Genomic DNA, 23035 nt, shown 5'->3' with positions numbered 1-23035 from the left:
GTGCTAATTATTAAATGTGCAATGGAGGCTTAGCCTCCATTGTTTTTTTATCTGTAACTGCCGGAGGCTCCATGGCTGTAGCTGCCAATAAACGTTCTGTGATGACTCTATTCTCAAGTGCATCTGATATGTATAGCCATCAGGTTCGTATTGTTCTAGCTGAAAAAGGCGTAAGTGTTGAAGTTGAACTTGTTGATGAAGCAAATTTACCAGCAGAGTTAATTGAACTTAACCCTTACAAATCAGTACCGACTCTGGTTGATCGCGAACTAGCGTTATACGATTCAAAGATCATCATGGAATATCTAGATGAGCGTTTCCCTCATCCACCATTGATGCCTGTATATCCAGTAGCTCGCGGCAATAGCCGTCTAATGATGTACCGAATTGAACGTAACTGGTACTCAGTTGCTGAAAAAATCGTAAAAGGCAATGCTGAAGAGTCTGAAGCGGCACGCGTTAAGCTTCGTAATGACCTTCTAACTCTTGGTCCTGTTTTCGCTGAATATGCGTACTTCATGAGTGAAGAATTTAGCTTGATCGATTGCTACCTAGCTCCTCTATTATGGCGTTTGCCTGAACTAGGTATTGAACTTATTGGTCCTGGTTCTAAAGAACTTAAGATTTACATGAACCGCGTATTTGAACGTGATTCATTCTTAGCATCTTTAACTGAAGCTGAACGTGAGATGCGTTTAACTCACTAACGGTCGAGTTCATGGATATCGCAAAAATGACACCACGTCGTCCTTATATGCTTCGAGCATTTTATGACTGGCTGGTTGATAATGAATTAACACCGCATGTTGTGGTTGAAGCCACTCTTCCTGGGGTTCGTGTTCCAGAAGAGTTTATTCAAGATGGTCAGATCATTTTGAATATTGCGCCTCGCGCGGTGGGGCAGTTAGAGCTAGGTGATGACGCTATCACCTTTAATGCTCGTTTTAGTGGTCGCCCACACGTAGTGATTGTACCTTTGTATGCTGTTCAAGCTATTTATGCTCGTGAAAATGGAGCAGGAACGATGTTTGAACCAGAAGAAGCGTACATGGAGGCATTGGAAGAAGGGATCGAAGAGTCACCTTTTGAAAATGATGAGGCTCCAACACTAAGTGTCGCAAGTTCTGAAATCGAAGAAGGTGAAGCACCTGAACCTGATTCAGAGCCACCAAGACCGAAAGGCAAGCCAAGCTTAAGAGTCATTAAGTAAATTCAGGTGAGAGTATTTACCTGGATATAAAAAAGCAGCGATAAGCTGCTTTTTTTGTGTCTGAAAAACACTGATGAATCATTATTCTGTCAGTATTATTCTATCAGCATTAGTCTGCGGTGGATGCCGTGTCTTCTGCGTACTGAAAAGCTCTAATAACTTGTTTGACGCCAGAAATGTTACGTGCGATTTTTGTCGCAATATCAGCTTGTTGGTGAGAGACGTAACCTAACAAGAATACCTCTTTATCTTCAGTAATGACTTTTATTTTGACCCCATTGAGTTCTGAATCGGTTAACAGAGCAGATTTAACTTTAGTGGTGATCCAGCTGTCCGTACTCATTTCGGTGACGCTTAATGGCGTTTTCACTCTGACTTGGTTATGGATAACGTTCACGCCATCGATAGCTCGAGCCTTATTTTCAAAGTTATTTAGGTACTCTGCAGTGCTTGCTTGTCCCATTAAAACAACAGTACCGTGATATGAACTTGCGGTGATACGAACTTGCCCTTTAAATGGCGCTTTATTGCCAATTGCTGCGATTTCAAATTCAAGATTATTATCTTGCCAAATCTCTTGGGTGCTTCGTGTATCGGTCACTAAATTTGCAGTTGTGGCGGCTCCTGCAATGAATAATCCCGCACAGCCTGTTAAGTTGAAGGCAATCAGGATGAGGCTAAATGTTTTTAGTAAGCGCATGATTTTTCTCTCTACTCTTCATGAGCGGGAAAAAGAACTTGATCGACAAGATCGCATAAGCAATGCAATGTGACCATATGAACTTCGTGAATTCGAGCGGTACGATGAGATGGTATTCTGATTTCAACATCGTGTTCGCCAAGTAGGCCAGCCATTTCTCCCCCATCTTTGCCTGTAAAAGCAATGATAGTCATATCTCTAGTTACAGCCGCTTCCATTGCTTTGATGATATTTTTGCTGTTACCGCTAGTTGAAATAGCGAGTAGCAAATCACCCGGTTGTCCAAAAGCTCTTACTTGCTTCGAGAAAATTTCTTCATAGTGGTAATCATTAGCGACAGCGGTAAGCGTGGTTGTGTCAGCTGTAAGCGCCATTGCAGGTAAGCTTGGACGCTCTGTTTCAAAGCGATTCAGTAGGCATGAAACGAACTGTTGTGCGTTTGAGGCTGAACCACCGTTACCACAGCAAAGCACTTTGTTACCATTGAGCAAACTTGCGACCATCGCTTGTGCTGCGTGAGTAATGGCATCGGGTAGCGCTTCTGCTGCTGCAATTTGAATTTGAATACTTTCTGTAAAGCTTTCTTTAATGCTGTCTAGCATCGATTATCCTTGGGTAATAGCGTTTTTTATCCAATCAATATTGTGGCTATTATTTTCAATAGCAACAACATCAAAACGAAAGTTAGTTGAATGAACTGAAAGGTTCTGTTGTAGCAACCATAAATGTGCTGTTTTTATCAGCTTGTGCATTTTTTTTGGTGTCACCATTTCAGCCGCATGACCATAGTGAGTGTTTTTGCGAAACTTTACTTCGACAAATATGATCGTTTGCTGATCTCGCATTATAAGATCGATTTCGCCACATTTCGCTGTGAAATTTTGTTCGACAAAAGTTAAGCCCTGGCTGCATAAATGCTTTTTTGCCAGAGCTTCATATTGGTTTCCTATCTGACGGCGGCTAAAGAGCCCCATGTTCTGCCCAGCTAATTTCGCTTTGCACAACACATTGCTCGTTAATACTCAGAACGCCTGTCTTACCTTGAATGCTGTAGTTATCGACCACTTTCATTTGTGGGAGTTCCCCCATCAATTGATACGCGTCCATTCCAAGGGCTTGAAGACGTTTTTCAGGGTTCAAGTGTTTAGGCCATAATGTGTCTAATTGAGCTTCAAGTTTACTGTCATCACTGATTAGCATTGGAATATCACTATAAATCACGCCTGTAAGATCTTCATACTGCTTTTTGCCACTGTGACTGCTTGAGTTAGAAAATAGCTTAGGTTGTTTTGTGTCAGGGTTAACCGCAACTTCAATGAAAGGCTTAATCAAGGTTAGCTCAGAACCCTTTGCCACAATATAGACAGAGTCGATATCACGACGACTGCGGGCTTGAGTCTCCATATCTAAATTCAACAAAGCGTCCATTTGAGCGATGCGCTGCTGGCTCTCTTGTAGACCGAAAACCGAATTGATATTTCGTTGCAGTTGGCGCTTATCACCGAAAAAGCTCACTGCGACCTTGTTTTTGCTGTATTTTTTCCACTCAGTCTCGAATGCGTTGAGCACTCGACTTCCTAGCTTACCTTTAGGCGCTAAGATTAATGGATACTGATAGCCTTGAGTAAACAGGTGTTTTGCCGCTTGGGCAACCTCTTGTTCCGGTGACAAGGTTAGGTAGCAAATGTCAGTTCCATTCTCAATTTGTGAAGGAATATTTAACGCTAAAGCAGGGATCGGTTTGTCGACGTGTGATTGCGCTTCCTGCAATCGTTCGATATTACTTTTAATCAGCGGACCAACGATAAAGTCGACGTTGTTATTGACGAGAGTCGCTTTGATCTCTTGAGCTGTTTGAGTATTGGTATCAAGAACGGTCAGTGTCGCATTAGGATCTCGATTCGAATCTTCCATCATCGCCATGATAAATCCATCACGAACCAGTTGAGCTTGTTTCGCGTATTTACCTGACAATGGCAATAGCAGTGCGGTGCTAACGGGTTGTACGATCTCTAACTCTAAAATTTCTTGAATGGCTTGCGGAGTGTAGATCGCTGAAGGGTGATCGCTATTTTCGGCTAACCAGTGTTCCAGAGTGTTTTTAAGCTGAGGAACATTTTCATTGAGTGTTTTCATATAGATAGCAAGTTGTAGCCAGCCATCTAACACGAACTCATTTGGCTCAGCAATTAGCGAAGTGATCTCATACTGTGAGTACTGGTTGAGATTACGCCAAACTTGATCTGCAATCACCGCTTGCTGCTCTTGTGGCATAAGTTCAGAAGCCAACACTAATTCACGGCTTGCTTCAAAGTATTGAGCCATCTCTTCTAATAGCTCTGCTCTTAATTGGTGATAGTCTTTCCACTGCTCATCAGGCAGTTGCCACCACTCTTGAAAATTCAGTAGCGCATAAGCTTGAGTTGGCTGAGCATTGTTCCGCAGAAGAGTTGAACGAGAAAGTTGCCATTCCGCTTGCTGTACTTGAGAAAGATTCTGTTTGGCAAGGCGTTTTACTAAGTGCGATGCCTGTTCACTGTTTTGAGCTCGAATAGCGGCCTTTAAACCCATGATGAGCCAATCATTTTGCAAGCTGCCTTGAGTGCTATCTGCTTGCATAATGTAAGATTGTGCCGATTGCGTCGGATCTAAGGTAATATCCACGTAAGTCGGAGCAGCAGGCTTAGAAGAACAAGCTGCTAATGTAATTGCTAATGCAATTGGCGTCAGTAAGCGTGGTACACTAATTCTCTTATGGTTCATCATTGCCATGAGTTCTTTATAATTCCGTGTAAAATTGTCTCTATATTAATCGTTGAAGTGATGGTAAACAAATGACAGATAACAAAACCTTGCCAGCTGAGATCCCAACTCTCTATATTGTACCCACCCCAATTGGTAACTTGGGTGATATAACCCAACGCGCCATCGAGGTGCTATCGAGTGTTGATATCATTGCTGCGGAAGATACTCGCCACACAGGTAAGCTACTTGCACACTTCAATATTCCAACTCGAACGTTTGCTTTACATGATCACAATGAGCAGCAAAAAGCTCAATTACTCGTCAATAAGTTGCTTGAAGGACAGTCTATCGCATTAGTTTCCGATGCGGGAACCCCTTTAATCAGTGATCCAGGTTATCACTTGGTAACAAAATGTCGTCAAGCGGGTGTTAAAGTTGTGCCCTTACCCGGCGCTTGTGCAGTGATCACCGCGTTGAGTGCTTCTGGTCTACCTTCTGATCGCTTCAGCTTCGAAGGTTTTTTACCTGCGAAGAGTAAAGGGCGTCGCGATAAATTTTTAGAAATTGCAGAAGCTGAGCGCACTTGTATTTTCTACGAATCCCCACATCGTATCACGGATTCACTGCAGGATATGCTTGCGGTTTTAGGCCCAGAGCGTGAAGTCGTTCTCGCAAGAGAAATTACTAAGACCTTTGAAACCATTCATGGCGCACCATTGGGTGAATTAATTGATTGGATTGCAGAGGATGATAATCGAAAACGTGGAGAAATGGTGCTACTTATCCATGGTTTCCGCAGTACATCAGATGACACCATTCCGACAGAAGTCACTCGCACATTAACAATTTTGACCAAAGAGCTACCATTGAAAAAGGCCGCAGCGATGACAGCTGAGATATATAGCCTGAAAAAAAATGCGCTGTATAAATGGGGATTGGAGAATATAACCGATTGATCTGAGTGCCACGCTAAGTAAGGGTGGTTATGAATTGAGCGTTTGAGTTCTCCTGAGCGTCTTAGATCACATTTGTACTGGTAACTGTTACCTGAACCCGTTACAATCCGCCGCGGAGTTGACTGGATAGTCGCTGCTTCATTGATGTCCTTCGGGAGACTGATGGAGGGGAGGAAAGTCCGGGCTCCATAGAGCAGGGTGCCAGGTAACGCCTGGGGGGCGCGAGCCCACGACAAGTGCAGCAGAGAGAAAACCGCCGATGGCTTAATCTTCTTTTATTCTTCGGAGTAGGGAAGTAAGCACAGGTAAGGGTGAAAGGGTGCGGTAAGAGCGCACCGGACGTCTGGTAACAGTGCGTTGCAAGGTAAACTCCACCCGGAGCAAGACCAAATAGGCTTCCACATTGCGCTGCTCGCGTAAGGAAGCGGGTAGGTTGCTTGAGCCAGTGAGCGATTGCTGGCCTAGACGAATGGCTATCACCGTGCAAGCGGTACAGAACCCGGCTTATGATGTCAACTCCACCTATTCCGAGACCCATCATTACTTCATTAGTAATGATGGGTTTTTTGCGTTTTATTGACGTAAGAAATTTTTATTGCCTTAAACTGGCGTAATGTCACCACATATCAGGCACTAGTAGTAGCGCTTAAGCGTGAAATCAGTACACTAAAGCTTTTTCTGATAAGAAATCTGCGCCTGAAAAGTGGCTTAATCCGTTCAATGAGAAGACTATGACTGAATCATTCCAACATATTTCTGTACTACTAAACGAGTCAATTGATGGTTTGGCGATTAAGCCAGATGGGACTTACATCGATGGAACTTTCGGACGTGGTGGTCACAGTCGTACAATCTTATCTAAGCTGGGTGAGAATGGTCGATTATTCAGTATCGACCGCGATCCACAAGCGATCGCAGAAGCGCAGAAAATTGATGATCCTCGCTTTACCATTATTCACGGCCCATTCTCTGGAATGGCAGAATATGCAGAACGTTACGACTTAGTTGGAAAAGTGGATGGCGTTTTGCTTGACCTTGGTGTCTCTTCTCCACAGTTAGATGATGCCGAGCGCGGATTTAGCTTTATGAAAGATGGTCCACTCGATATGCGTATGGATCCAACGTCTGGAATGCCAGTATCAGAATGGATTGCACAGGCTGATCTTGATGATATTACTTGGGTGATCCGTGAGTTTGGTGAAGACAAACATGCTCGCCGTATTGCTAAGGCGATTGTTGCGCACCGTGATGATGAAGAGAAAGAGCCACTGACTCGCACAGGTCAACTTGCTAAATTGATTTCAGATGCAGCACCGAAAAACTTTAAAGAGAAAAAACACCCGGCAACTCGTAGTTTCCAAGCGTTTCGAATCTATATTAACAGTGAATTAGAAGAGATTGATACTGCACTAAAAGGCGCAGCGAGCATTCTTGCTCCTGAAGGCCGTCTATCAGTAATCAGTTTCCACTCTCTTGAAGATCGTATGGTGAAACGCTTTATTCGTAAAGAGAGTAAAGGGCCACAAGTACCTCATGGCATTCCAATGACAGAAGCACAAATCAAAGCCCTTGGAAGCCCAGATTTAAAACCGGTAGGCAAAGCGATCAAACCATCAGCGGATGAAGTGGATGGGAATACTCGTTCACGTAGTTCAGTACTTCGTCTTGCTGAAAAGCTGTAACCTGATTCCGATATCACAGTGTTATGAAGCAAACATCTCCTAACTTGGCCAAAATTATCGTTCTTGACCTATTTACCGTAGGTCGAGTCCCTTTGCTGTTGTTGATGCTAATTTTTGCCAGTGCGATGGGCGTGGTGTTTGCGACTCATACTTCACGCCAAGCTATTTCAGCCAAAGATCAAGCGCTTGTTGAACGTGAGCATTTAGACAATGAATGGCGAAACCTCATGCTTGAAGAAAATGCCCTTGCTGAGCATAGCCGAGTTCAAAGAATGGCTAAGTCTGAGTTGCTGATGAAGCGGCCAGATGCAGATAAGGAAGTGGTCATTTCTCTCCAATGATATCTCCTAAAAAACCATCAGCACTTACCAAGTCAAAATCAAGCGCAAAAACCAAGCCTGAGGACTCGCCGATCCTTATTCGTTGGCGTTTTAATATTGTTCTCGCGTTTATATTCCTTATCTTTTCTGCATTGATAGGTCGTCTTGCTTTCATCCAAGTGGTTGAACCTGACAATCTTATTCGCCAAGGCGATCTTCGTTCTGTACGAGTGAAAGCCTTGCCTTCCGCTCGTGGGATTATTTCTGATCGCAACGGTGAACCTTTAGCGGTAAGTGTACCTGTTGAAGCGGTATGGGCTGATCCTGTTACTATTTATAAAGAAGACGGGTTAGCGAATAAAGATCGTTGGTTTGCTCTTGCTGATGTGCTCGGCTTAGACCGCCAAGGTTTACTCAATAAAGTTGCCTCTAATAAATCACGCCGTTTCATTTACCTGCAACGCCAAGTTAGTCCTGCGATGGCGAAGTATATTCGTGAGCTAAAGATTCCTGGTATTGGGCTGAAAGCGGAATCCCGCCGTTATTACCCGGCTGGTGAAGTGAGTGCTCACCTAATTGGTGTAACCGGAATTGATGGGCATGGACTCGAAGGTGTCGAGCGCAGTTATGATAAATGGTTAACTGGAGAAGCGGGTAAGAGAACAATCCGGAAAGATCGCTATGGTCGAGTGGTTGAGAATATCGCACTTGAAGAGCGAGAAGAGGGTAAACCACTGCAACTGACCATTGATCAGCGCCTTCAAGCTATTGCTTACCGAGCGGTCAAGCAGGGAGTTGCGGATTACCGTGCCACTTCTGCTTCGGCCATTTTATTAGATGTTAAAACCGGTGCGGTACTGGCGATGGTGAATGCGCCGTCATACAACCCGAATAATCGCTCTAATTTACAAAGCTACAAAATGCGTAACCGAGTGATCACCGATGCTTTTGAGCCCGGCTCCACGGTCAAGCCTTTTGTTGTGCTAGCGGCATTAGAAAATGGCACTGCAGACATGAATACCGTTATTGATACGGGTGAAGGGATCATGCGCATTGGTGGTAGCCGAGTCAGAGATACGTCCAAAGTGGGCAAAGCCGATCTTGCTACGATACTGAAAAAATCCAGTAACATTGGTGTGACGAAGCTGGCTCTGGATATGCCTCTTGAAGCTTTGTTAGGCATGTATGCTTCTGTCGGTTTAGGAGAAGAGTCGGGTTTAAACCTTGTGGGTGAAACGTCGGGTATTTTTCCAAGCCGTCGTCGTTGGTCTAAGTTTGAAATCGCCACCCTTGCGTTCGGTTACGGTTTGTCTATTACTCCGATTCAGTTAGCGCATGCTTACGCTACGCTAGGAAATTACGGTGAGTACCAACCGATCCACATTATTGATAGTAACCAGCAAGATTTAGTACACCAAGTCGCGGATCGTGAAAACGCAAAACGGGTTTTAGAGATGCTCGAAGGGGTGACCCAGCCCGGAGGCACAGCGACCAAAGCAGCAGTACCGGGTTATCGAGTAGCTGCAAAAACAGGGACATCACGTAAAGCAATTTCAGGCGGTTATGGTGATGAATACTTTGCTTACACTGCAGGCGTGGCTCCTGTCAGTAATCCAAGAGTTTCGCTGGTGGTTATGGTGAATGAACCCCAGGGTGATCAATATTATGGTGGTTCCGTCGCTGCTCCGATATTTTCAGAAATAATGAAAAGCGCGCTACAGATTTTAAATGTAGCTCCGGATGAGAATCAATTTCAAAACTAGTCATAGTGTGACTGGTTTTACACAACATCGATATATGGAAATGGTTATGAGCTATAGCATGAGTTTGACTTCACTGATTTCACCTTGGGTTGATGTCAGCAAAACCACCGCTAATGAGGTTATCGTAACGCACTTAGAGTTAGACAGCCGTAAAGTGCAATCGGGAGATACGTTTGTTGCGATCATCGGTCACGCCGTTGATGGGCGTCAATATATAGAAAAAGCGATCGCTCAAGGTGCTAATCTTGTGCTTGCCCAAGCCGATGAACAACATCCTCACGCTAGCATTGAGACTCAATCAGAGGTGATGGTTGTCTATATTGATTCACTTAATGCTCATCTCTCTCAGTTGGCTGGCCGCTTATATAGCGCCTCAACATCATCATTGATTGGTGTGACGGGGACGAATGGTAAAACGACCATTACTCAGTTAATTTCCCAGTGGCTTGAGCTTTTAAGTGTTAAATCTGCGGTGATGGGAACAACGGGGAATGGCTTCCTTGATGATTTGCAACCTGCCGCGAATACCACCGGAAATGCCATTGAGATCCAGCATACCTTAAGTCAACTTGCTGCGCAGGGGGCGAAATATACGTCTCTAGAAATATCCTCTCATGGGTTAGTTCAAGGTCGAGTGAAAGCATTAGGTTTTTCGGCTGGGGTCTTTACTAATCTCAGCCGTGATCATCTGGATTACCATGGCACCATGCAAGAGTACGCGAAGGCTAAGTTAAGCCTCTTTACTCATCATCAGTGTCAGAACGCCATTATCAATGTCGATGACAGTGTAGGTGCTGAATGGATCGAATCGGTGCCAAATGCGATTGCTGTGTCATTAAAATCACCTTGTTCATCGCGCCCTTCTATTTGGGCGACGCACATTGAATACGCGGAGTCAGGCATTACGATCGACTTCAATGGGCATTGGGGGGAAGGGCGTTTGCATGCGCCATTGATTGGAGAATTCAATGCTTGCAACGTGATGCTAGCGCTGGCGACATTACTGTCATTGGGCTTTGATAAGCAGCACCTATTACAAACTGCTGCGGACCTGAAACCTGTACTTGGTCGTATGGAGTTATTTCAAACTCAAAACCGCGCTAAGTTAGTTGTGGATTATGCTCATACTCCTGATGCTTTAGAGAAAGCGTTATCGGCACTACGTGTACATTGTAATGGTCAGTTGTGGGCTATTTTTGGTTGCGGAGGCGATCGTGATACAGGTAAGCGCCCAATGATGGCTGCTATTGCTGAGAAGCTCGCAGATAAAGCGATATTAACCGATGATAATCCACGCAGTGAAGACCCCGGGTTAATAGTACAAGATATGTTGGGCGGATTAGAAAAACCGGATCTGGCGATAGTGGAACATGATCGATTCAAAGCCGCTGAGTATGCCTTTACTCACGCAGGAGAGAACGACATCATTCTGCTCGCGGGTAAAGGCCACGAGGATTACCAAGTGCTAGTCCATGATACGGTTCATTATTCAGATCGTGAGACCGCTCAGTCTCTTTTAGGATTAGCGTTATGATTTCATTCTCTTTAAGCCAGCTTGTTGCCGAGTTCAACGATCAATCGCTAGCCGCAACTCTAGTCGGAAGTGATATCACCATCTCTTCAGTATCGACGGATACACGAAACATTGAACAAAATGCTCTGTTTGTCGCATTAGTTGGTGAACGATTTGATGCGCACGATTTTTGTCAGTCAGCGGTTAAATCAGGGGCTAAGGCCCTTTTAGTAGAGCGTGAAATCATTATTGATGATCCCGCAGTTGCCGCTCCCGCTCAAATTGTAGTGAAAGATACAAAATTGGCGCTGGGTCTGCTTGGGGCTTGGATCCATCAACAAAGCAAAACGCCTACAGTTGCTATTACAGGCAGTTGCGGAAAAACCACCGTGAAAGAGATGGTTGCGAGCATTTTAATGCCTAAGGGCAATGTTCTTTTCACGGCGGGAAACTTCAATAATGATATTGGTGTTCCTCTCACCTTGCTACGCGCACAAAAAACCGATGATTACGCTGTGATTGAACTGGGTGCTAACCACATTGGTGAAATTGAATATACCACCGCTTTAGTTAACCCTGATGTCGCATTGGTGAACAATGTGGCTGAGGCGCATCTCGAAGGATTTGGTTCACTTGATGGTGTTAAGCAGGCCAAAGGTGAAATTTATCAAGGCCTAAATGCTTCGCAAACCGCGATTGTAAATTTAGACAGCAATGGTGGCGAAATCTGGGATGAGGTACTCGCAAATAAACAGGTCGTGACTTTCTCAGTAAACAATGACCAAGCGGATTTTTACGCAACGGATATCAACTTAAATGATAATGGAGAAGCGAGTTTTACTCTTCACTCTCCGTTAGGACATGCTGCCATTCAGCTCGGAATTATTGGATCTCACAATGTTTCTAATGCATTGGCTGCGGCTTGTTTGAGCGTAGAGCTTGGCGCTAACCTTGAAGAGATCCAATCAGGACTCGCCAATTTATTGAAAGTAAAAGGCCGTGTTGAGGCCGAATCACTATCGAAGAGTATTCGTCTGATTGATGATAGCTACAATGCGAGTGTGCCTGCGATGAAAGCCGCGGTTGAATTACTGGCAAGTTTCAGTGGTGAACGCTGGCTCGTTTTGGGCAATATGGCGGAATTAGGCGATGAAAGCCTTGCACTTCACCACCAAGTCGGTGAATATGCTGCCCCATTTGAATTCGAACATGTACTCACTTATGGTGAGGATACAAAGGTTATCAGTCAGGTGTGTCATGGCCTTCATTTTGATAATCATGTCAGCATGATCACATATATTAAGCAGTATCTCAGCGAACATCAGGATTCAACTCATACTCTCTTAGTTAAAGGTGCGAATAGCGCGGGTATGAGCCAAGTTGTTGCTGGACTTAAGGAGAACTTTTCATGATCATTTGGCTTGCTGAGTTACTACAGCCATATTTTTCATTTTTTCGCTTGTTTGAATATCTCTCATTTCGAGCGATTGTCAGTGTTATCACCGCCCTTAGTTTATCTTTGTGGATGGGGCCAAGACTGATCAAACGTCTACAAATGATGCAAATTGGTCAAGTGGTTCGTCACGATGGTCCAGAATCTCATTTTAGTAAACGCGGAACCCCAACAATGGGGGGCGTGATGATCTTAGCTGCGATTGTGATTACGGTTCTTCTTTGGGCTGATCTTTCTAACCCATATGTGTGGGCCGTCTTGGCGGTGTTACTGGGTTATGGCGCCGTTGGGTTTGTCGATGATTACCGTAAAGTCGTACGCAAAAATACCGATGGCTTAGTGGCTCGTTGGAAGTATTTTTGGCAGTCAGCGATAGCACTCGTCGTGGCGTTTGCGCTTTATGCTCACGGTCACGATACGGCAGCGACACAATTGGTTGTCCCATTCTTTAAAGATGTGATGCCGCAACTTGGCCTGCTGTATATCGTACTGACTTACTTTGTGATTGTCGGAACCAGTAATGCGGTGAACCTGACTGATGGGCTAGATGGCCTAGCGATCATGCCTACGGTTTTAGTTGCAGCGGGTTTTGCCTTTATTGCGTGGGCGACAGGCAATGTTAACTTCGCCGAGTATCTGCATATCCCATATATTCCATATACATCAGAGCTTGTTATCGTATGTACGGCAATGGTTGGCGCTGGTTTAGGCTTCTTATGGTTTAACACTTATCCAGCTCAAGTATTCATGGGTGATGTGGGCTCGCTTGCTTTGGGTGGTGCGTTAGGCACAATTGCGGTATTGGTTCGCCAAGAGTTAGTTCTCGTGATCATGGGCGGCGTCTTTGTAATGGAAACGCTGTCGGTGATCCTTCAAGTCGGTTCTTATAAATTGCGTGGTCAGCGTATTTTCCGCATGGCTCCAATTCACCATCATTACGAGCTTAAAGGTTGGCCAGAGCCACGCGTTATTGTGCGTTTCTGGATCATTTCAATGGTGCTGGTGCTTATTGGTTTAGCGACATTAAAAGTACGTTAATTATATGAGAAGCAATCACGTCGATTGCTTCTCGTTTTCTTATTGGTAGAAGTGGTATCGACATGGCTCATTGGCAAGGTATTCATAATGTGGTGGTTGTAGGGCTCGGGATTACAGGGCTTTCAGTGGTTCAACATCTGAAGAAAACGCAGCCGCAATTGTCACTTCGAGTGATTGACACTCGTATGAGTCCGCCAAGTAAAGAGCAACTCCCTCAAGACGTTGAACTTCACTCTGGCAGTTGGAATACCGCTTGGTTAGCAGAAGCCGACCTCGTTGTTGCAAACCCAGGTATTGCACTCGCAACACCAGAAATTCAATCTGTATTACAGCAAGGTATACCTGTTATTGGTGATATTGAGCTGTTTGCATGGGCGGTGAAAAAGCCGGTTATTGCGATCACAGGCTCAAATGGTAAAAGCACAGTAACGGATTTGACGGGTGTTATGGCAAGTGCTTCAGGCCTAAACGTGGGTGTTGGCGGGAATATTGGTGTGCCTGCTCTAGACTTGTTAAATCAAGATGCCGACTTGTATGTCTTAGAGTTATCGAGCTTTCAATTAGAGACAACCAGTAGTCTAAAACTTACCGCGGCAGCCTTCCTCAATTTATCTGAAGATCATATGGATCGCTATGATGGCATGGGGTCGTATCGTCAAGCCAAATTGCGCATTTTCAATAACGCTGAAACCGCGATTATTAATCGTGAAGACGTTCAAACCACCGCCGATCATTTTACTGGGAACATCAAATCATTTGGTTTTGATGATCAAGATTTCGGCTTGATGGTTAAAGATGGAAAAGAGTATTTGGCAGACAACGGACAAGCACTGCTTGCGGTTGATGAGCTTACTCTTGTTGGGCGACATAATGTTGCCAATGCTTTGGTGGCTTTAGCCTTATTGAAACAGGTTGGCATCGACTTATTCAGCACGTTACCAGCATTGAAGGAATACAACGGTCTCACTCATCGTTGCCAAGTGGTGGCCAATCATCGTGGAATTAAGTGGGTCAACGACTCTAAAGCGACCAATGTTGCGAGTACATTAGCTGCGCTTTCTGGTTTGGATTGCCAAGGGACGCTGTATTTGTTGGTGGGCGGTGTGGGTAAAGGCGCTGATTTCTCTGAGTTGTCTCCAGTGTTGAAAACATTACCGATTCAATTATGTTGTTTTGGTGAAGATGCCGATGAGTTTATGCCCCTTCACACATCCGCAAAAAAATATGATTCAATGCACGATATCATTAGATCGATTGAAGATCTGTTGGTTGAAGGCGACATGGTGATGTTATCGCCTGCTTGTGCTAGCTTCGATCAGTTTAAAAACTTCATGGCGAGAGGTGATGCCTTCACTGCTCTTGCTCAACAATACGCTTAATCAGTAGTAAGGCGATGAACTTGATCAGTGTGAAGCAGTGTAAAGATAAGTGGCAAGATTGGTTCATGACGCCAACCCCCGATGCGCTGTTTGATCGTCAATTGGTTTGGATTGCTCTTGGTCTAATGCTTACGGGGTTAGTGATGGTGACATCGGCTTCATTCCCTATTAGCTCACGACTGACGGATCAACCCTTTCACTTCATGTTTCGTCATGCTGTTTTCCTCGGTTTAGCGCTCATAACATCAAGTGTGATACTGCAGATTCCATTGAAACGTTGGATGCAGTACAGCTCCTATTTGTTAGCACTCTCGTTCTTTTTACTGGTCGTGGTATTAGTGGCGGGAAAATCCGTGAACGGAGCCTCACGCTGGATCCCTCTCGGTCTGTTCAATTTACAGCCTGCAGAGGTCGCGAAACTCTCGCTGTTTATTTTTATGGCGGGATATTTGGTTCGTAAACAGGCAGAAGTAAGGGAAACCTTTTTTGGCGGATTTATGAAGCCGATTCTTGTTTTCGGATTATTAGCCGCGCTTCTACTTGGGCAGCCAGACTTGGGTACCGTAGTCGTTATGCTGGTCACCCTATTTGGAATGCTGTTCATTGCCGGCGCTAAGCTCACTCAATTTATTGGACTCGTGGTGGTAGGGATCATCGCGGTCATTGGACTGATAGCCTTAGAGCCTTATCGAATTCGACGAGTGACATCATTTTTGGACCCGTGGGAAGACCCATTTGGTAGCGGTTATCAGTTGACTCAGTCATTGATGGCTTTTGGTCGAGGAGAGTGGTTTGGTCAAGGGTTAGGTAATTCCATCCAAAAATTGGAGTACTTACCAGAGGCTCATACCGACTTTGTATTTGCCGTGTTGGCGGAAGAGTTAGGCTTTATTGGCGTAACTTTAGTGTTGATCCTTATCTTTAGCCTGGTGTTAAAAGCGGTCTTTATTGGTAAGCGAGCGTTCGAAAGCAAACAACAATTTGGTGGCTATCTCGCATTTGGTATTGGGATCTGGTTTGCCTTCCAAACATTAGTTAATGTAGGGGCCGCAGCGGGTATTGTTCCGACCAAAGGCTTAACCTTGCCACTGATCAGTTATGGTGGGTCGAGCTTGATTGTTATGTCGACGGCGGTATCCATACTCTTGAGAATAGATCACGAATGTAGGGTGCAGAAAAAAAGCACGCCTTTAGCAGATTCAGCAGAACAAGACTTTAGCAGAACAGAAAACGATGAAAAAAAATAAACGTTTATTAGTTATGGCTGGTGGCACAGGTGGTCATGTTTTCCCTGGCCTTGCTGTTGCCAAAAAGCTTCAGCAACAAGGCTGGGAAATCCGCTGGTTAGGCACGGCGGATCGTATGGAAGCTGAGTTAGTTCCTAAACATGGCATAGACATTGATTTTATTAAGGTAAAAGGTCTACGTGGACAGGGCTTGGCTAAATTAGTTAAAGCACCATTCCAGATCATTAATGCCGTTATCCAAGCGCGACGTCATATGAAGAACTGGCAACCTGATGTCGTACTTGGGATGGGTGGATACGTAAGCGGACCGGGTGGCATTGCGGCATGGTTGCTGGGTATTCCCGTTGTCTTGCATGAGCAGAATGCTGTCGCAGGGTTAACCAACCAATGGCTCTCTAAAATTGCCAAAAAAGTATTCCAAGCATTTCCTGGCGCATTTCCACACGCAGAAGTGGTCGGCAACCCAGTTCGTCAAGATGTCGCTGAGTTACCTGACCCTGAAATTCGAATGACGTCACGCGAAGGTGACATTCGTATTTTAGTGATGGGAGGCAGCCAAGGCGCTCAAATTTTAAATAGAACAATGCCTGATGCACTGAAAGCGTTAGGTAATGGCTACACGGTTATCCACCAAGCTGGAAGAAATAACCGCGAGGAAGTCCTTAAGGCATACCCTCAAGAGATGACCGACAATGTTGAGGTGGTAGAATTTATCGATGATGTTGCTCAAGCTTATGCGTGGGCCGATTTATTGGTTTGTCGCTCGGGTGCATTGACGGTTTCTGAGGTCTCTGCGGCAGGTATTGGGGCGGTATTTATCCCATTTATGCATAAAGACCGCCAACAGGCACTTAATGCAGACCATTTAGTTGAGTGTGGTGCGGCTGAAATGATAGAGCAACCTGATCTGAGCGTTGCTAAGTTAACCAGCAATATCCAAGCTTTAACTCGAACAGAATTACTTGCAATGGCAAAACAAGCGCGTAAAGCTGCCAAGCTTGATGCTGACATGACTGTTGCCAAGGCTATTATTGCCTTAACTGAATAATGAGAATTGAAAATGACGATTGAACATACTCAAAACCTTGCTCAAATTCGTGCCATGGTGCCAGAAATGCGTCGTGTTAAGTCTATCCACTTTGTAGGGATTGGCGGGGCTGGAATGAGTGGTATTGCGGAAGTACTGTTAAATGAAGGTTATCAAATTACAGGTTCTGATCTTTCAGAAAACCCAGTCACAGAGCGATTGACTAGCAAAGGTGCAACCGTATTTTTTGGTCATCAAGCCAGTAACGTAGAAAGTGCGAGCGTGGTTGTTGTTTCAACTGCGATTAATGAAGAAAACCCTGAACTCGTTGCCGCACGTGAGTTGAGAATTCCAGTTGTTCGCCGTGCAGAAATGTTGGCTGAATTGATGCGTTTTCGACATGGTATCGCAGTTGCCGGAACTCATGGTAAAACGACAACAACAGCCTTAGTGACTCAGATCTATTCTGAAGCAGGCTTAGATCCAACATTTGTAAATGGCGGTTTAGTAAAAAGTGCAGGCACTAATGCTCGGCTAGGTTCAAGCCGCATTTTAATTGCTGAAGCGGATGAGAGCGACGCTTCGTTCTTACATTTACAGCCTATGGTCAGTATTGTCACCAACATCGAAGCGGATCATATGGAAACGTATGGCGGCGATTTTGAAGTATTGAAACAGACATTTGTCGATTTCTTGCATAACTTACCCTTTTATGGACAAGCGATTGTTTGCGTTGACGATGATGTTGTGCGTGAGTTAATTCCTCGTATTAGCCGTCAAGTGATCACTTATGGTTTCTCTAACGATGCTGATGTTCGAATTGAAAATTATCATCAAGATGGACAACAAGGTAAGTTCACTGTTGTACGCGAAGGCAAAGCTAACTTAGATATCACCTTGAATATCCCAGGCCGTCATAACGCACTCAACGCATCTGCGGCAATTGCGGTAGCAACGGAAGATGACATCTCTGATGAGGCTATTTTAGCGGCAATGGCAGGAACCCAAGGAACAGGACGTCGCTTTGACCACTTAGGTGAATTCGATACTGGTAATGGTGTTGCTATGCTTGTCGATGATTACGGACATCACCCAACAGAAGTTGATGTTACGATTCAAGCTGCGCGTTCTGGCTGGAAAGAGAATCGATTGGTGATGATTTTCCAACCTCATCGTTACAGTCGTACACGTGATTTATACGATGATTTTGCTAATGTACTTGAGCAAGTGGACGTATTAATCATGCTAGATGTTTATGCTGCGGGTGAAAAACCGATTGCAGGCGCAGATGGTCGAGCTTTGTGTCGGACCATTCGTAGCCGCGGAAAGATCGATCCTATTTTCGTTCCAGACGCTCAAACTCTGCCTTCCGTGCTGGCTAATGTGCTCCAAGATGGTGATCTAGTGTTGACTCAAGGTGCGGGTGATGTTGGTAAAGTAGCAAAACAGCTGGCGGCTATTGAGTTAAATATTAATAGAATGCAGCAAGTGTCGTGAGATCCTGCACAATGCGTGTTTGAGTCCCCAGATTGAGAAATTGATTAGATTGAGCTTGAAATTCTTACTATCAATGTTTGATAGTTTGAATAAGCTCAGTATAATCCCAAGGTTAAAGTAAGTGCTTTTACCTCTATTACGAAACGATAGGGAATAGAATTGCAAGCTAAGAAAAGGGATCGCGGACTTTGGTAGAAAGTGCTTTAAGTGAAGGCCGTTCAGTATCCAATTACCCACTAGTAAAAGAGCACGCTTTTGGCGCGACCTTTTTGCTGGCGGTTTTACTATTAATTGGCTCTCTTCTTTATTCAACATTAAGTTGGATGTGGGATGATCAACGACTCCCACTCTCAAAAATAGTATTGCAAGGTGATTTGAGTTACGTAACGGCACACGATGTACAGCGTGCTTTTGCTCAGTTGGAGCATATTGGCACCTTTATGTCCCAAGATATTGATGCATTGCAATCGAGTGTTCAGGCTATTCCATGGGTGTCACAGGTATCCATTCGTAAGCAATGGCCTGACACAGTGAAAGTATTTTTAACGGAATATCACGCTTCTGCTATCTGGAATGGCAATGAGCTGTTAAATGAATCTGGTGATGTATTTAATGGTGATGTGGGCCAGCTGAAAGGTGAGCGAGTTAAGCTTTATGGACCTGACGGTACAAGCCAGCAAGTATTGAATATTTGGCAAGAGAATAACCCTCGCTTTCAAAATTTAGGGTTAGCAATTACCTCTCTTGTGTTGAATGAGCGTAGAGCGTGGCAAATTATTTTAGATAATGGCATTCGTCTTGAATTAGGCAAAGAGTCGTTATCAGAACGTATTGAGCGATTTATCTCACTTTATAATGAATTAGGCGCAAAAGCTGAACAAGTGAGCTATATCGATCTTAGGTATGATACGGGAGCTGCCGTTGGTTGGTTTCCTAAGCAAGACTTAGAACAAGAGAGTACAGATGACTAAGACCACAGATGACAACATTATTGTTGGTCTTGATATAGGCACTGCAAGTGTTTCGGCTCTAGTTGGTGAAGTCCTACCTGATGGTCAAATAAACATCATTGGTGCAGGAAGTAGTCCTTCTCGAGGGATGGATAAAGGCGGCGTTAACGATCTTGAATCCGTTGTTAAATCGGTACAAAGAGCGGTCGACCAAGCAGAGTTAATGGCAGAATGCCAAATTAGTAATGTATTTATCTCCTTGTCGGGTAAGCATATTGCAAGCCGTATCGAGAAAGGGATGGGGACCATATCTGATGAGGAAGTTTCTCAGGATGATATGGATCGCGCCATACATACTGCCAAGTCAATCAAAATTGGGGAAGAACTGCGTATCCTGCACGTTATTCCCCAAGAATTTACGATTGACTACCAAGAGGGAATTAAAAACCCGCTTGGTTTGTCTGGTGTCCGTATGGAAGTGAGTGTTCATCTTATTTCCTGCCATAATGATATGGCGCGGAACATTATTAAAGCAGTGGAACGTTGTGGACTAAAAGTTGAACAGCTAGTGTTCTCCGGTTTGGCCTCAAGTAATGCCGTTATTACCGAAGATGAGCGAGAGCTGGGTGTCTGTGTTGTCGATATTGGCGCTGGTACAATGGATGTGTCTATTTGGACTGGTGGTGCATTAAGGCATACTGAAGTTTTTTCTTACGCTGGTAATGCGGTCACAAGTGACATTGCATTTGCGTTTGGCACCCCTGTCAGTGATGCTGAAGAGATTAAAGTTAAATACGGCTGCGCATTAAGCGAATTAGTGAGTAAAGATGACACCGTTAACGTCCCAAGCGTTGGTGGACGTCCTTCTCGTAGCTTGCAAAGACAGACATTATCAGAAGTTATTGAGCCTCGTTACACTGAGTTAATGGGCTTGGTTAATCAGACGATTGATACTGTTCAAGTTAAATTGCGCGAAGATGGTATTAAGCACCATTTAGCTGCTGGTGTCGTCTTAACGGGTGGCGCAGCACAAATTGAAGGATTGGTGGAGTGTGCAGAACGCGTATTCCGCAATCAAGTTAGAGTAGGTAAACCTCTAGAAGTTAGTGGTTTAACCGATTACGTTAAAGAGCCGTATCATTCTACGGCTGTTGGCTTACTTCATTATGCAAAAGATAGTCAGATCAATGATGATGGTGAATATAGTGAGCCTAAGCGCTCTTCTGTATCGTCAGTGTCAGGAATATTCGGCAAGTTGCGTAACTGGATACAAAATGAGTTTTAACCTGAGTTGCAGGGAAAACGGAGACAACACATGTTTGAACCGATGATGGAAATGTCAGACGATGCAGTAATCAAAGTCGTTGGAGTTGGTGGTGGCGGCGGTAATGCTGTAGAACACATGGTGCGAGAGTCTATTGAAGGCGTTGAGTTCATCAGTGTAAACACAGATGCGCAAGCACTGCGTAAAACAAGCGTAAATAGCGTTATCCAAATTGGTGGCGACATCACTAAAGGCTTAGGTGCTGGTGCAAACCCGCAAGTTGGACGTGATGCAGCTCTTGAAGACCGAGATAGAATTAAAGAAATTCTGACTGGGGCCGATATGGTATTTATAGCCGCTGGTATGGGTGGTGGTACTGGTACTGGTGCTGCTCCTGTTATTGCTGAAGTGGCAAAAGAGCTAAATATCTTAACGGTTGCCGTTGTGACTAAACCTTTCAGCTTTGAAGGCAAGAAACGTTTAGCCTTTGCAGAGCAAGGTATTGAAGAACTGTCTAAGCATGTTGACTCTTTGATTACTATTCCAAATGAGAAGTTGCTTAAAGTTCTTGGTCGTGGCGTGACGCTACTTGAAGCATTTGCAAGTGCCAATGATGTACTTAAAAATGCGGTTCAAGGTATTGCGGAGCTTATTACGCGTCCTGGTATGATCAACGTCGATTTCGCGGATGTTCGTACAGTGATGTCGGAAATGGGCCACGCAATGATGGGTAGTGGTATTTCTCGTGGTGAAGATCGCGCAGAAGAAGCCGCAGAAACTGCAATCTCAAGCCCATTACTAGAAGATATTGATTTAGCTGGTGCTCGTGGCGTACTAGTTAACATTACCGCTGGTTTAGACATGCGTTTAGATGAATTTGAAACTGTGGGTAACACAGTGAAAGCATTTGCATCGGATAACGCAACGGTGGTTATCGGTACTTCTCTAGACCCAGATATGACAGATGAAATTCGCGTTACTGTTGTTGCAACGGGTATCGGTACAGAAAAAAAACCTGATATCACATTAGTTGCGGGTGGAAAAGCGAAAGTGGCAGCAGTGTCACAACCGCAAGCGCCAGTACAACAAGCTGCGAAAGTAGAAGAAAAACCGGCACAACCTTTGCAAGAAAAAGTAGAGGTAAAACCACAGCCGACATCGCCAAATATGAGTCAACCTTCAGTGAGTGCGGGTCAAAGCGCAGCACCAAAGGCTGAAAAAGAGAGTGGATACTTAGATATCCCAGCATTTTTACGTCGTCAGGCTGACTAATTAGTAACCATTAATTTGACACTGTTCAAAATTATGGTAGCATTCGCGGTCGGTTAGCTAACCGATCGTGATTGTAGCACTGACAAAGAGGCAAGCAGATGATCAGACAACGTACTCTGAAAGAAATAGTGACAACAATCGGTGTGGGTCTCCATTCCGGTCGTAAAGTGACACTTACTCTTCGCCCTGCTGCTGCAAATACGGGTATCATTTATCGTCGTACTGACCTAAATCCGCCTGTTGATTTTCCAGCAGATCCGGCGTCAGTTCGTGACACTATGCTATGTACAGCATTAGTTAATGATGAAGGCGTACGCATTTCCACGGTAGAGCACCTTAGTGCTGCACTTGCTGGTATGGGTATCGATAACATCATTATTGAGGTTGATGCACCTGAAATTCCAATCATGGATGGCAGTGCAAGTCCGTTTGTTTACTTGTTACAACAAGCTGGAGTTCAAACGCTCAATACTCCAAAGCGATTCATTCGAATTAAAAAGCCGGTACGTTTTGAAGACGGTGACAAATGGGCTGAATTTGTTCCATTTAATGGCTTCCGAATGGATTTTGAAATCGACTTTAATCACCCTGCGATTGAATCAGACGAACAACGCATGTTGTTTGACTTCTCTTCTCAAGGTTTTGTTAAAGAGATTTCTCGTGCTCGTACATTTGGTTTTATGCGTGATATTGAGTACTTACAATCACAGAACCTATGTTTAGGTGGCAGCTTTGATTGTGCGATTGTTCTAGATGAATATCGAATTTTGAATGAAGAAGGTCTTCGTTACGAAAATGAATTCGTTACTCATAAAGTTCTAGATGCTATCGGTGATTTATACATGTGTGGACACGCTATTATTGGTGAGTTCCGAGCTTATAAATCAGGGCATGGTTTGAATAACCAATTATTAAGAGCTGTGCTTGCTGACCAAGAAGCTTGGGAATGGGCTACTTTTGAAGAAGAAGCTGGTTCTCCAGTTGCATTTGCAGACCCTAATATGGTTTTAGCGTAAGTA

At 44.4% G+C, this 23035-nt stretch carries 21 protein-coding genes and 1 other RNA gene; 18 read left to right on the top strand and 4 right to left on the bottom strand.

Features of this window, described 5'->3' with window-relative positions:
• Window positions 1-71: 71 nt before the first annotated feature.
• Window positions 72-707 (top strand): stringent starvation protein SspA, encoded by a 636-nt coding sequence (gene sspA / locus OCV39_RS12295; RefSeq protein ID WP_017051088.1) that lies wholly within the window; start codon window positions 72-74, stop codon window positions 705-707.
• Window positions 708-733: 26 nt separating this feature from the next.
• Window positions 734-1210 (top strand): ClpXP protease specificity-enhancing factor, encoded by a 477-nt coding sequence (gene sspB / locus OCV39_RS12290; protein ID WP_170961606.1) that lies wholly within the window; start codon window positions 734-736, stop codon window positions 1208-1210.
• A 109-nt stretch (window positions 1211-1319) separates the two neighbouring features.
• Here the strand turns inward: sspB and OCV39_RS12285 are convergent, their stop codons facing one another.
• Genes OCV39_RS12285 through OCV39_RS12270 form a run of 4 tightly spaced genes read right to left on the bottom strand, consistent with a single transcriptional unit; the run spans window position 1320 to window position 4682 of the window.
• Window positions 1320-1910, bottom strand: a complete 591-nt coding sequence (locus tag OCV39_RS12285) for a BON domain-containing protein (RefSeq protein ID WP_017051086.1) — start codon at window positions 1908-1910, stop codon at window positions 1320-1322.
• A gap of 11 nt (window positions 1911-1921) precedes the next feature.
• The gene (locus tag OCV39_RS12280) at window positions 1922-2512 is read right to left on the bottom strand and encodes a phosphoheptose isomerase (protein ID WP_017051085.1); all 591 of its coding nucleotides are present in this window, start codon (window positions 2510-2512) and stop codon (window positions 1922-1924) included.
• 3 nt (window positions 2513-2515) lie between these two features.
• Window positions 2516-2884 (bottom strand): YraN family protein, encoded by a 369-nt coding sequence (locus OCV39_RS12275; RefSeq protein ID WP_261889518.1) that lies wholly within the window; start codon window positions 2882-2884, stop codon window positions 2516-2518.
• Window positions 2871-4682, bottom strand: a complete 1812-nt coding sequence (locus OCV39_RS12270) for a penicillin-binding protein activator (protein WP_261888546.1) — start codon at window positions 4680-4682, stop codon at window positions 2871-2873. The genes OCV39_RS12275 and OCV39_RS12270 overlap by 14 nt, the downstream gene beginning before the upstream one ends.
• 62 nt (window positions 4683-4744) lie before the next feature.
• On the opposite strand from OCV39_RS12270, the gene rsmI reads away from it, so the two are divergent.
• From rsmI to lpxC, 16 genes are all read left to right on the top strand, one after another.
• The gene (gene rsmI, locus OCV39_RS12265) at window positions 4745-5611 is read left to right on the top strand and encodes a 16S rRNA (cytidine(1402)-2'-O)-methyltransferase (RefSeq protein WP_113799457.1); all 867 of its coding nucleotides are present in this window, start codon (window positions 4745-4747) and stop codon (window positions 5609-5611) included.
• A gap of 114 nt (window positions 5612-5725) precedes the next feature.
• An RNA gene (gene rnpB / locus OCV39_RS12260) (RNase P RNA component class A) lies at window positions 5726-6135 on the top strand.
• Between the two features lie 207 nt (window positions 6136-6342).
• The gene (gene rsmH / locus OCV39_RS12255) at window positions 6343-7293 is read left to right on the top strand and encodes a 16S rRNA (cytosine(1402)-N(4))-methyltransferase RsmH (protein WP_136994167.1); all 951 of its coding nucleotides are present in this window, start codon (window positions 6343-6345) and stop codon (window positions 7291-7293) included.
• Window positions 7294-7316: 23 nt separating this feature from the next.
• Entirely contained in the window at window positions 7317-7634 is a 318-nt protein-coding gene (gene ftsL / locus OCV39_RS12250) for a cell division protein FtsL (protein WP_113799454.1), read from the top strand.
• The gene (locus tag OCV39_RS12245) at window positions 7631-9376 is read left to right on the top strand and encodes a penicillin-binding transpeptidase domain-containing protein (RefSeq protein ID WP_113799452.1); all 1746 of its coding nucleotides are present in this window, start codon (window positions 7631-7633) and stop codon (window positions 9374-9376) included. Before ftsL ends, OCV39_RS12245 begins: the two co-directional genes overlap by 4 nt.
• Window positions 9377-9422: 46 nt before the next feature.
• Window positions 9423-10910, top strand: coding sequence for a UDP-N-acetylmuramoyl-L-alanyl-D-glutamate--2,6-diaminopimelate ligase (murE, locus tag OCV39_RS12240; protein WP_261888545.1), 1488 nt, complete (start codon window positions 9423-9425; stop codon window positions 10908-10910).
• Window positions 10907-12301 carry a UDP-N-acetylmuramoyl-tripeptide--D-alanyl-D-alanine ligase gene (murF, locus tag OCV39_RS12235; RefSeq protein ID WP_261888544.1) on the top strand — a complete coding sequence of 465 codons (1395 nt, stop codon included), beginning with the start codon at window positions 10907-10909 and terminating at the stop codon, window positions 12299-12301. The genes murE and murF overlap by 4 nt, the downstream gene beginning before the upstream one ends.
• On the top strand, window positions 12298-13380 hold the full coding sequence (gene mraY, locus OCV39_RS12230) for a phospho-N-acetylmuramoyl-pentapeptide-transferase (protein ID WP_017051076.1): 1083 nt from the start codon (window positions 12298-12300) through the stop codon (window positions 13378-13380). Before murF ends, mraY begins: the two co-directional genes overlap by 4 nt.
• Window positions 13381-13442: 62 nt before the next feature.
• Window positions 13443-14759, top strand: a complete 1317-nt coding sequence (murD, locus tag OCV39_RS12225; protein WP_113799445.1) for a UDP-N-acetylmuramoyl-L-alanine--D-glutamate ligase — start codon at window positions 13443-13445, stop codon at window positions 14757-14759.
• 65 nt (window positions 14760-14824) lie between these two features.
• Entirely contained in the window at window positions 14825-16006 is a 1182-nt protein-coding gene (ftsW, locus tag OCV39_RS12220) for a cell division protein FtsW (protein WP_240697129.1), read from the top strand.
• Window positions 15993-17054 (top strand): undecaprenyldiphospho-muramoylpentapeptide beta-N-acetylglucosaminyltransferase, encoded by a 1062-nt coding sequence (murG, locus tag OCV39_RS12215; RefSeq protein WP_261888543.1) that lies wholly within the window; start codon window positions 15993-15995, stop codon window positions 17052-17054. Before ftsW ends, murG begins: the two co-directional genes overlap by 14 nt.
• Before the next feature lie 12 nt (window positions 17055-17066).
• The gene (gene murC / locus OCV39_RS12210) at window positions 17067-18530 is read left to right on the top strand and encodes a UDP-N-acetylmuramate--L-alanine ligase (RefSeq protein ID WP_261888542.1); all 1464 of its coding nucleotides are present in this window, start codon (window positions 17067-17069) and stop codon (window positions 18528-18530) included.
• Window positions 18531-18718: 188 nt separating this feature from the next.
• Entirely contained in the window at window positions 18719-19501 is a 783-nt protein-coding gene (locus OCV39_RS12205) for a cell division protein FtsQ/DivIB (RefSeq protein ID WP_261888541.1), read from the top strand.
• Entirely contained in the window at window positions 19494-20765 is a 1272-nt protein-coding gene (gene ftsA, locus OCV39_RS12200) for a cell division protein FtsA (protein ID WP_017051070.1), read from the top strand. The genes OCV39_RS12205 and ftsA overlap by 8 nt, the downstream gene beginning before the upstream one ends.
• Window positions 20766-20795: 30 nt before the next feature.
• The gene (gene ftsZ, locus OCV39_RS12195) at window positions 20796-22016 is read left to right on the top strand and encodes a cell division protein FtsZ (RefSeq protein WP_017051069.1); all 1221 of its coding nucleotides are present in this window, start codon (window positions 20796-20798) and stop codon (window positions 22014-22016) included.
• A gap of 98 nt (window positions 22017-22114) precedes the next feature.
• Complete coding sequence (lpxC, locus tag OCV39_RS12190; protein WP_017051068.1) at window positions 22115-23032, top strand: UDP-3-O-acyl-N-acetylglucosamine deacetylase; 918 nt, start codon at window positions 22115-22117, stop codon at window positions 23030-23032.
• The last annotated feature ends 3 nt before the right edge of the window (window positions 23033-23035 follow it).

Origin of the sequence: Vibrio cortegadensis (assembly GCF_024347395.1) — a bacterium.
Lineage (GTDB): Bacteria > Pseudomonadota > Gammaproteobacteria > Enterobacterales > Vibrionaceae > Vibrio > Vibrio cortegadensis.
This window is presented reverse-complemented; position numbering and strand designations above follow the sequence as displayed.

What these genes read in the sequence shown, in the direction of transcription:
- ftsL (WP_113799454.1), top strand. Translation starts at nt 7,317, where the DNA reads ATGAAGCAAACATCTCCTAACTTGGCCAAAATTATCGTTCTTGACCTA.
- lpxC (WP_017051068.1), top strand. Translation starts at nt 22,115, where the DNA reads ATGATCAGACAACGTACTCTGAAAGAAATAGTGACAACAATCGGTGTG.
- ftsZ (WP_017051069.1), top strand. Translation starts at nt 20,796, where the DNA reads ATGTTTGAACCGATGATGGAAATGTCAGACGATGCAGTAATCAAAGTC.
- ftsA (WP_017051070.1), top strand. Translation starts at nt 19,494, where the DNA reads ATGACTAAGACCACAGATGACAACATTATTGTTGGTCTTGATATAGGC.
- murC (WP_261888542.1), top strand. Translation starts at nt 17,067, where the DNA reads ATGACGATTGAACATACTCAAAACCTTGCTCAAATTCGTGCCATGGTG.
- OCV39_RS12280 (WP_017051085.1), bottom strand. Translation starts at nt 2,512, where the DNA reads ATGCTAGACAGCATTAAAGAAAGCTTTACAGAAAGTATTCAAATTCAA.
- murD (WP_113799445.1), top strand. Translation starts at nt 13,443, where the DNA reads ATGGCTCATTGGCAAGGTATTCATAATGTGGTGGTTGTAGGGCTCGGG.
- mraY (WP_017051076.1), top strand. Translation starts at nt 12,298, where the DNA reads ATGATCATTTGGCTTGCTGAGTTACTACAGCCATATTTTTCATTTTTT.
- rsmH (WP_136994167.1), top strand. Translation starts at nt 6,343, where the DNA reads ATGACTGAATCATTCCAACATATTTCTGTACTACTAAACGAGTCAATT.
- sspB (WP_170961606.1), top strand. Translation starts at nt 734, where the DNA reads ATGACACCACGTCGTCCTTATATGCTTCGAGCATTTTATGACTGGCTG.
- murG (WP_261888543.1), top strand. Translation starts at nt 15,993, where the DNA reads ATGAAAAAAAATAAACGTTTATTAGTTATGGCTGGTGGCACAGGTGGT.
- ftsW (WP_240697129.1), top strand. Translation starts at nt 14,825, where the DNA reads ATGACGCCAACCCCCGATGCGCTGTTTGATCGTCAATTGGTTTGGATT.
- OCV39_RS12270 (WP_261888546.1), bottom strand. Translation starts at nt 4,682, where the DNA reads ATGGCAATGATGAACCATAAGAGAATTAGTGTACCACGCTTACTGACG.
- OCV39_RS12285 (WP_017051086.1), bottom strand. Translation starts at nt 1,910, where the DNA reads ATGCGCTTACTAAAAACATTTAGCCTCATCCTGATTGCCTTCAACTTA.
- OCV39_RS12275 (WP_261889518.1), bottom strand. Translation starts at nt 2,884, where the DNA reads ATGGGGCTCTTTAGCCGCCGTCAGATAGGAAACCAATATGAAGCTCTG.
- murF (WP_261888544.1), top strand. Translation starts at nt 10,907, where the DNA reads ATGATTTCATTCTCTTTAAGCCAGCTTGTTGCCGAGTTCAACGATCAA.
- sspA (WP_017051088.1), top strand. Translation starts at nt 72, where the DNA reads ATGGCTGTAGCTGCCAATAAACGTTCTGTGATGACTCTATTCTCAAGT.
- rsmI (WP_113799457.1), top strand. Translation starts at nt 4,745, where the DNA reads ATGACAGATAACAAAACCTTGCCAGCTGAGATCCCAACTCTCTATATT.
- murE (WP_261888545.1), top strand. Translation starts at nt 9,423, where the DNA reads ATGAGCTATAGCATGAGTTTGACTTCACTGATTTCACCTTGGGTTGAT.
- OCV39_RS12245 (WP_113799452.1), top strand. Translation starts at nt 7,631, where the DNA reads ATGATATCTCCTAAAAAACCATCAGCACTTACCAAGTCAAAATCAAGC.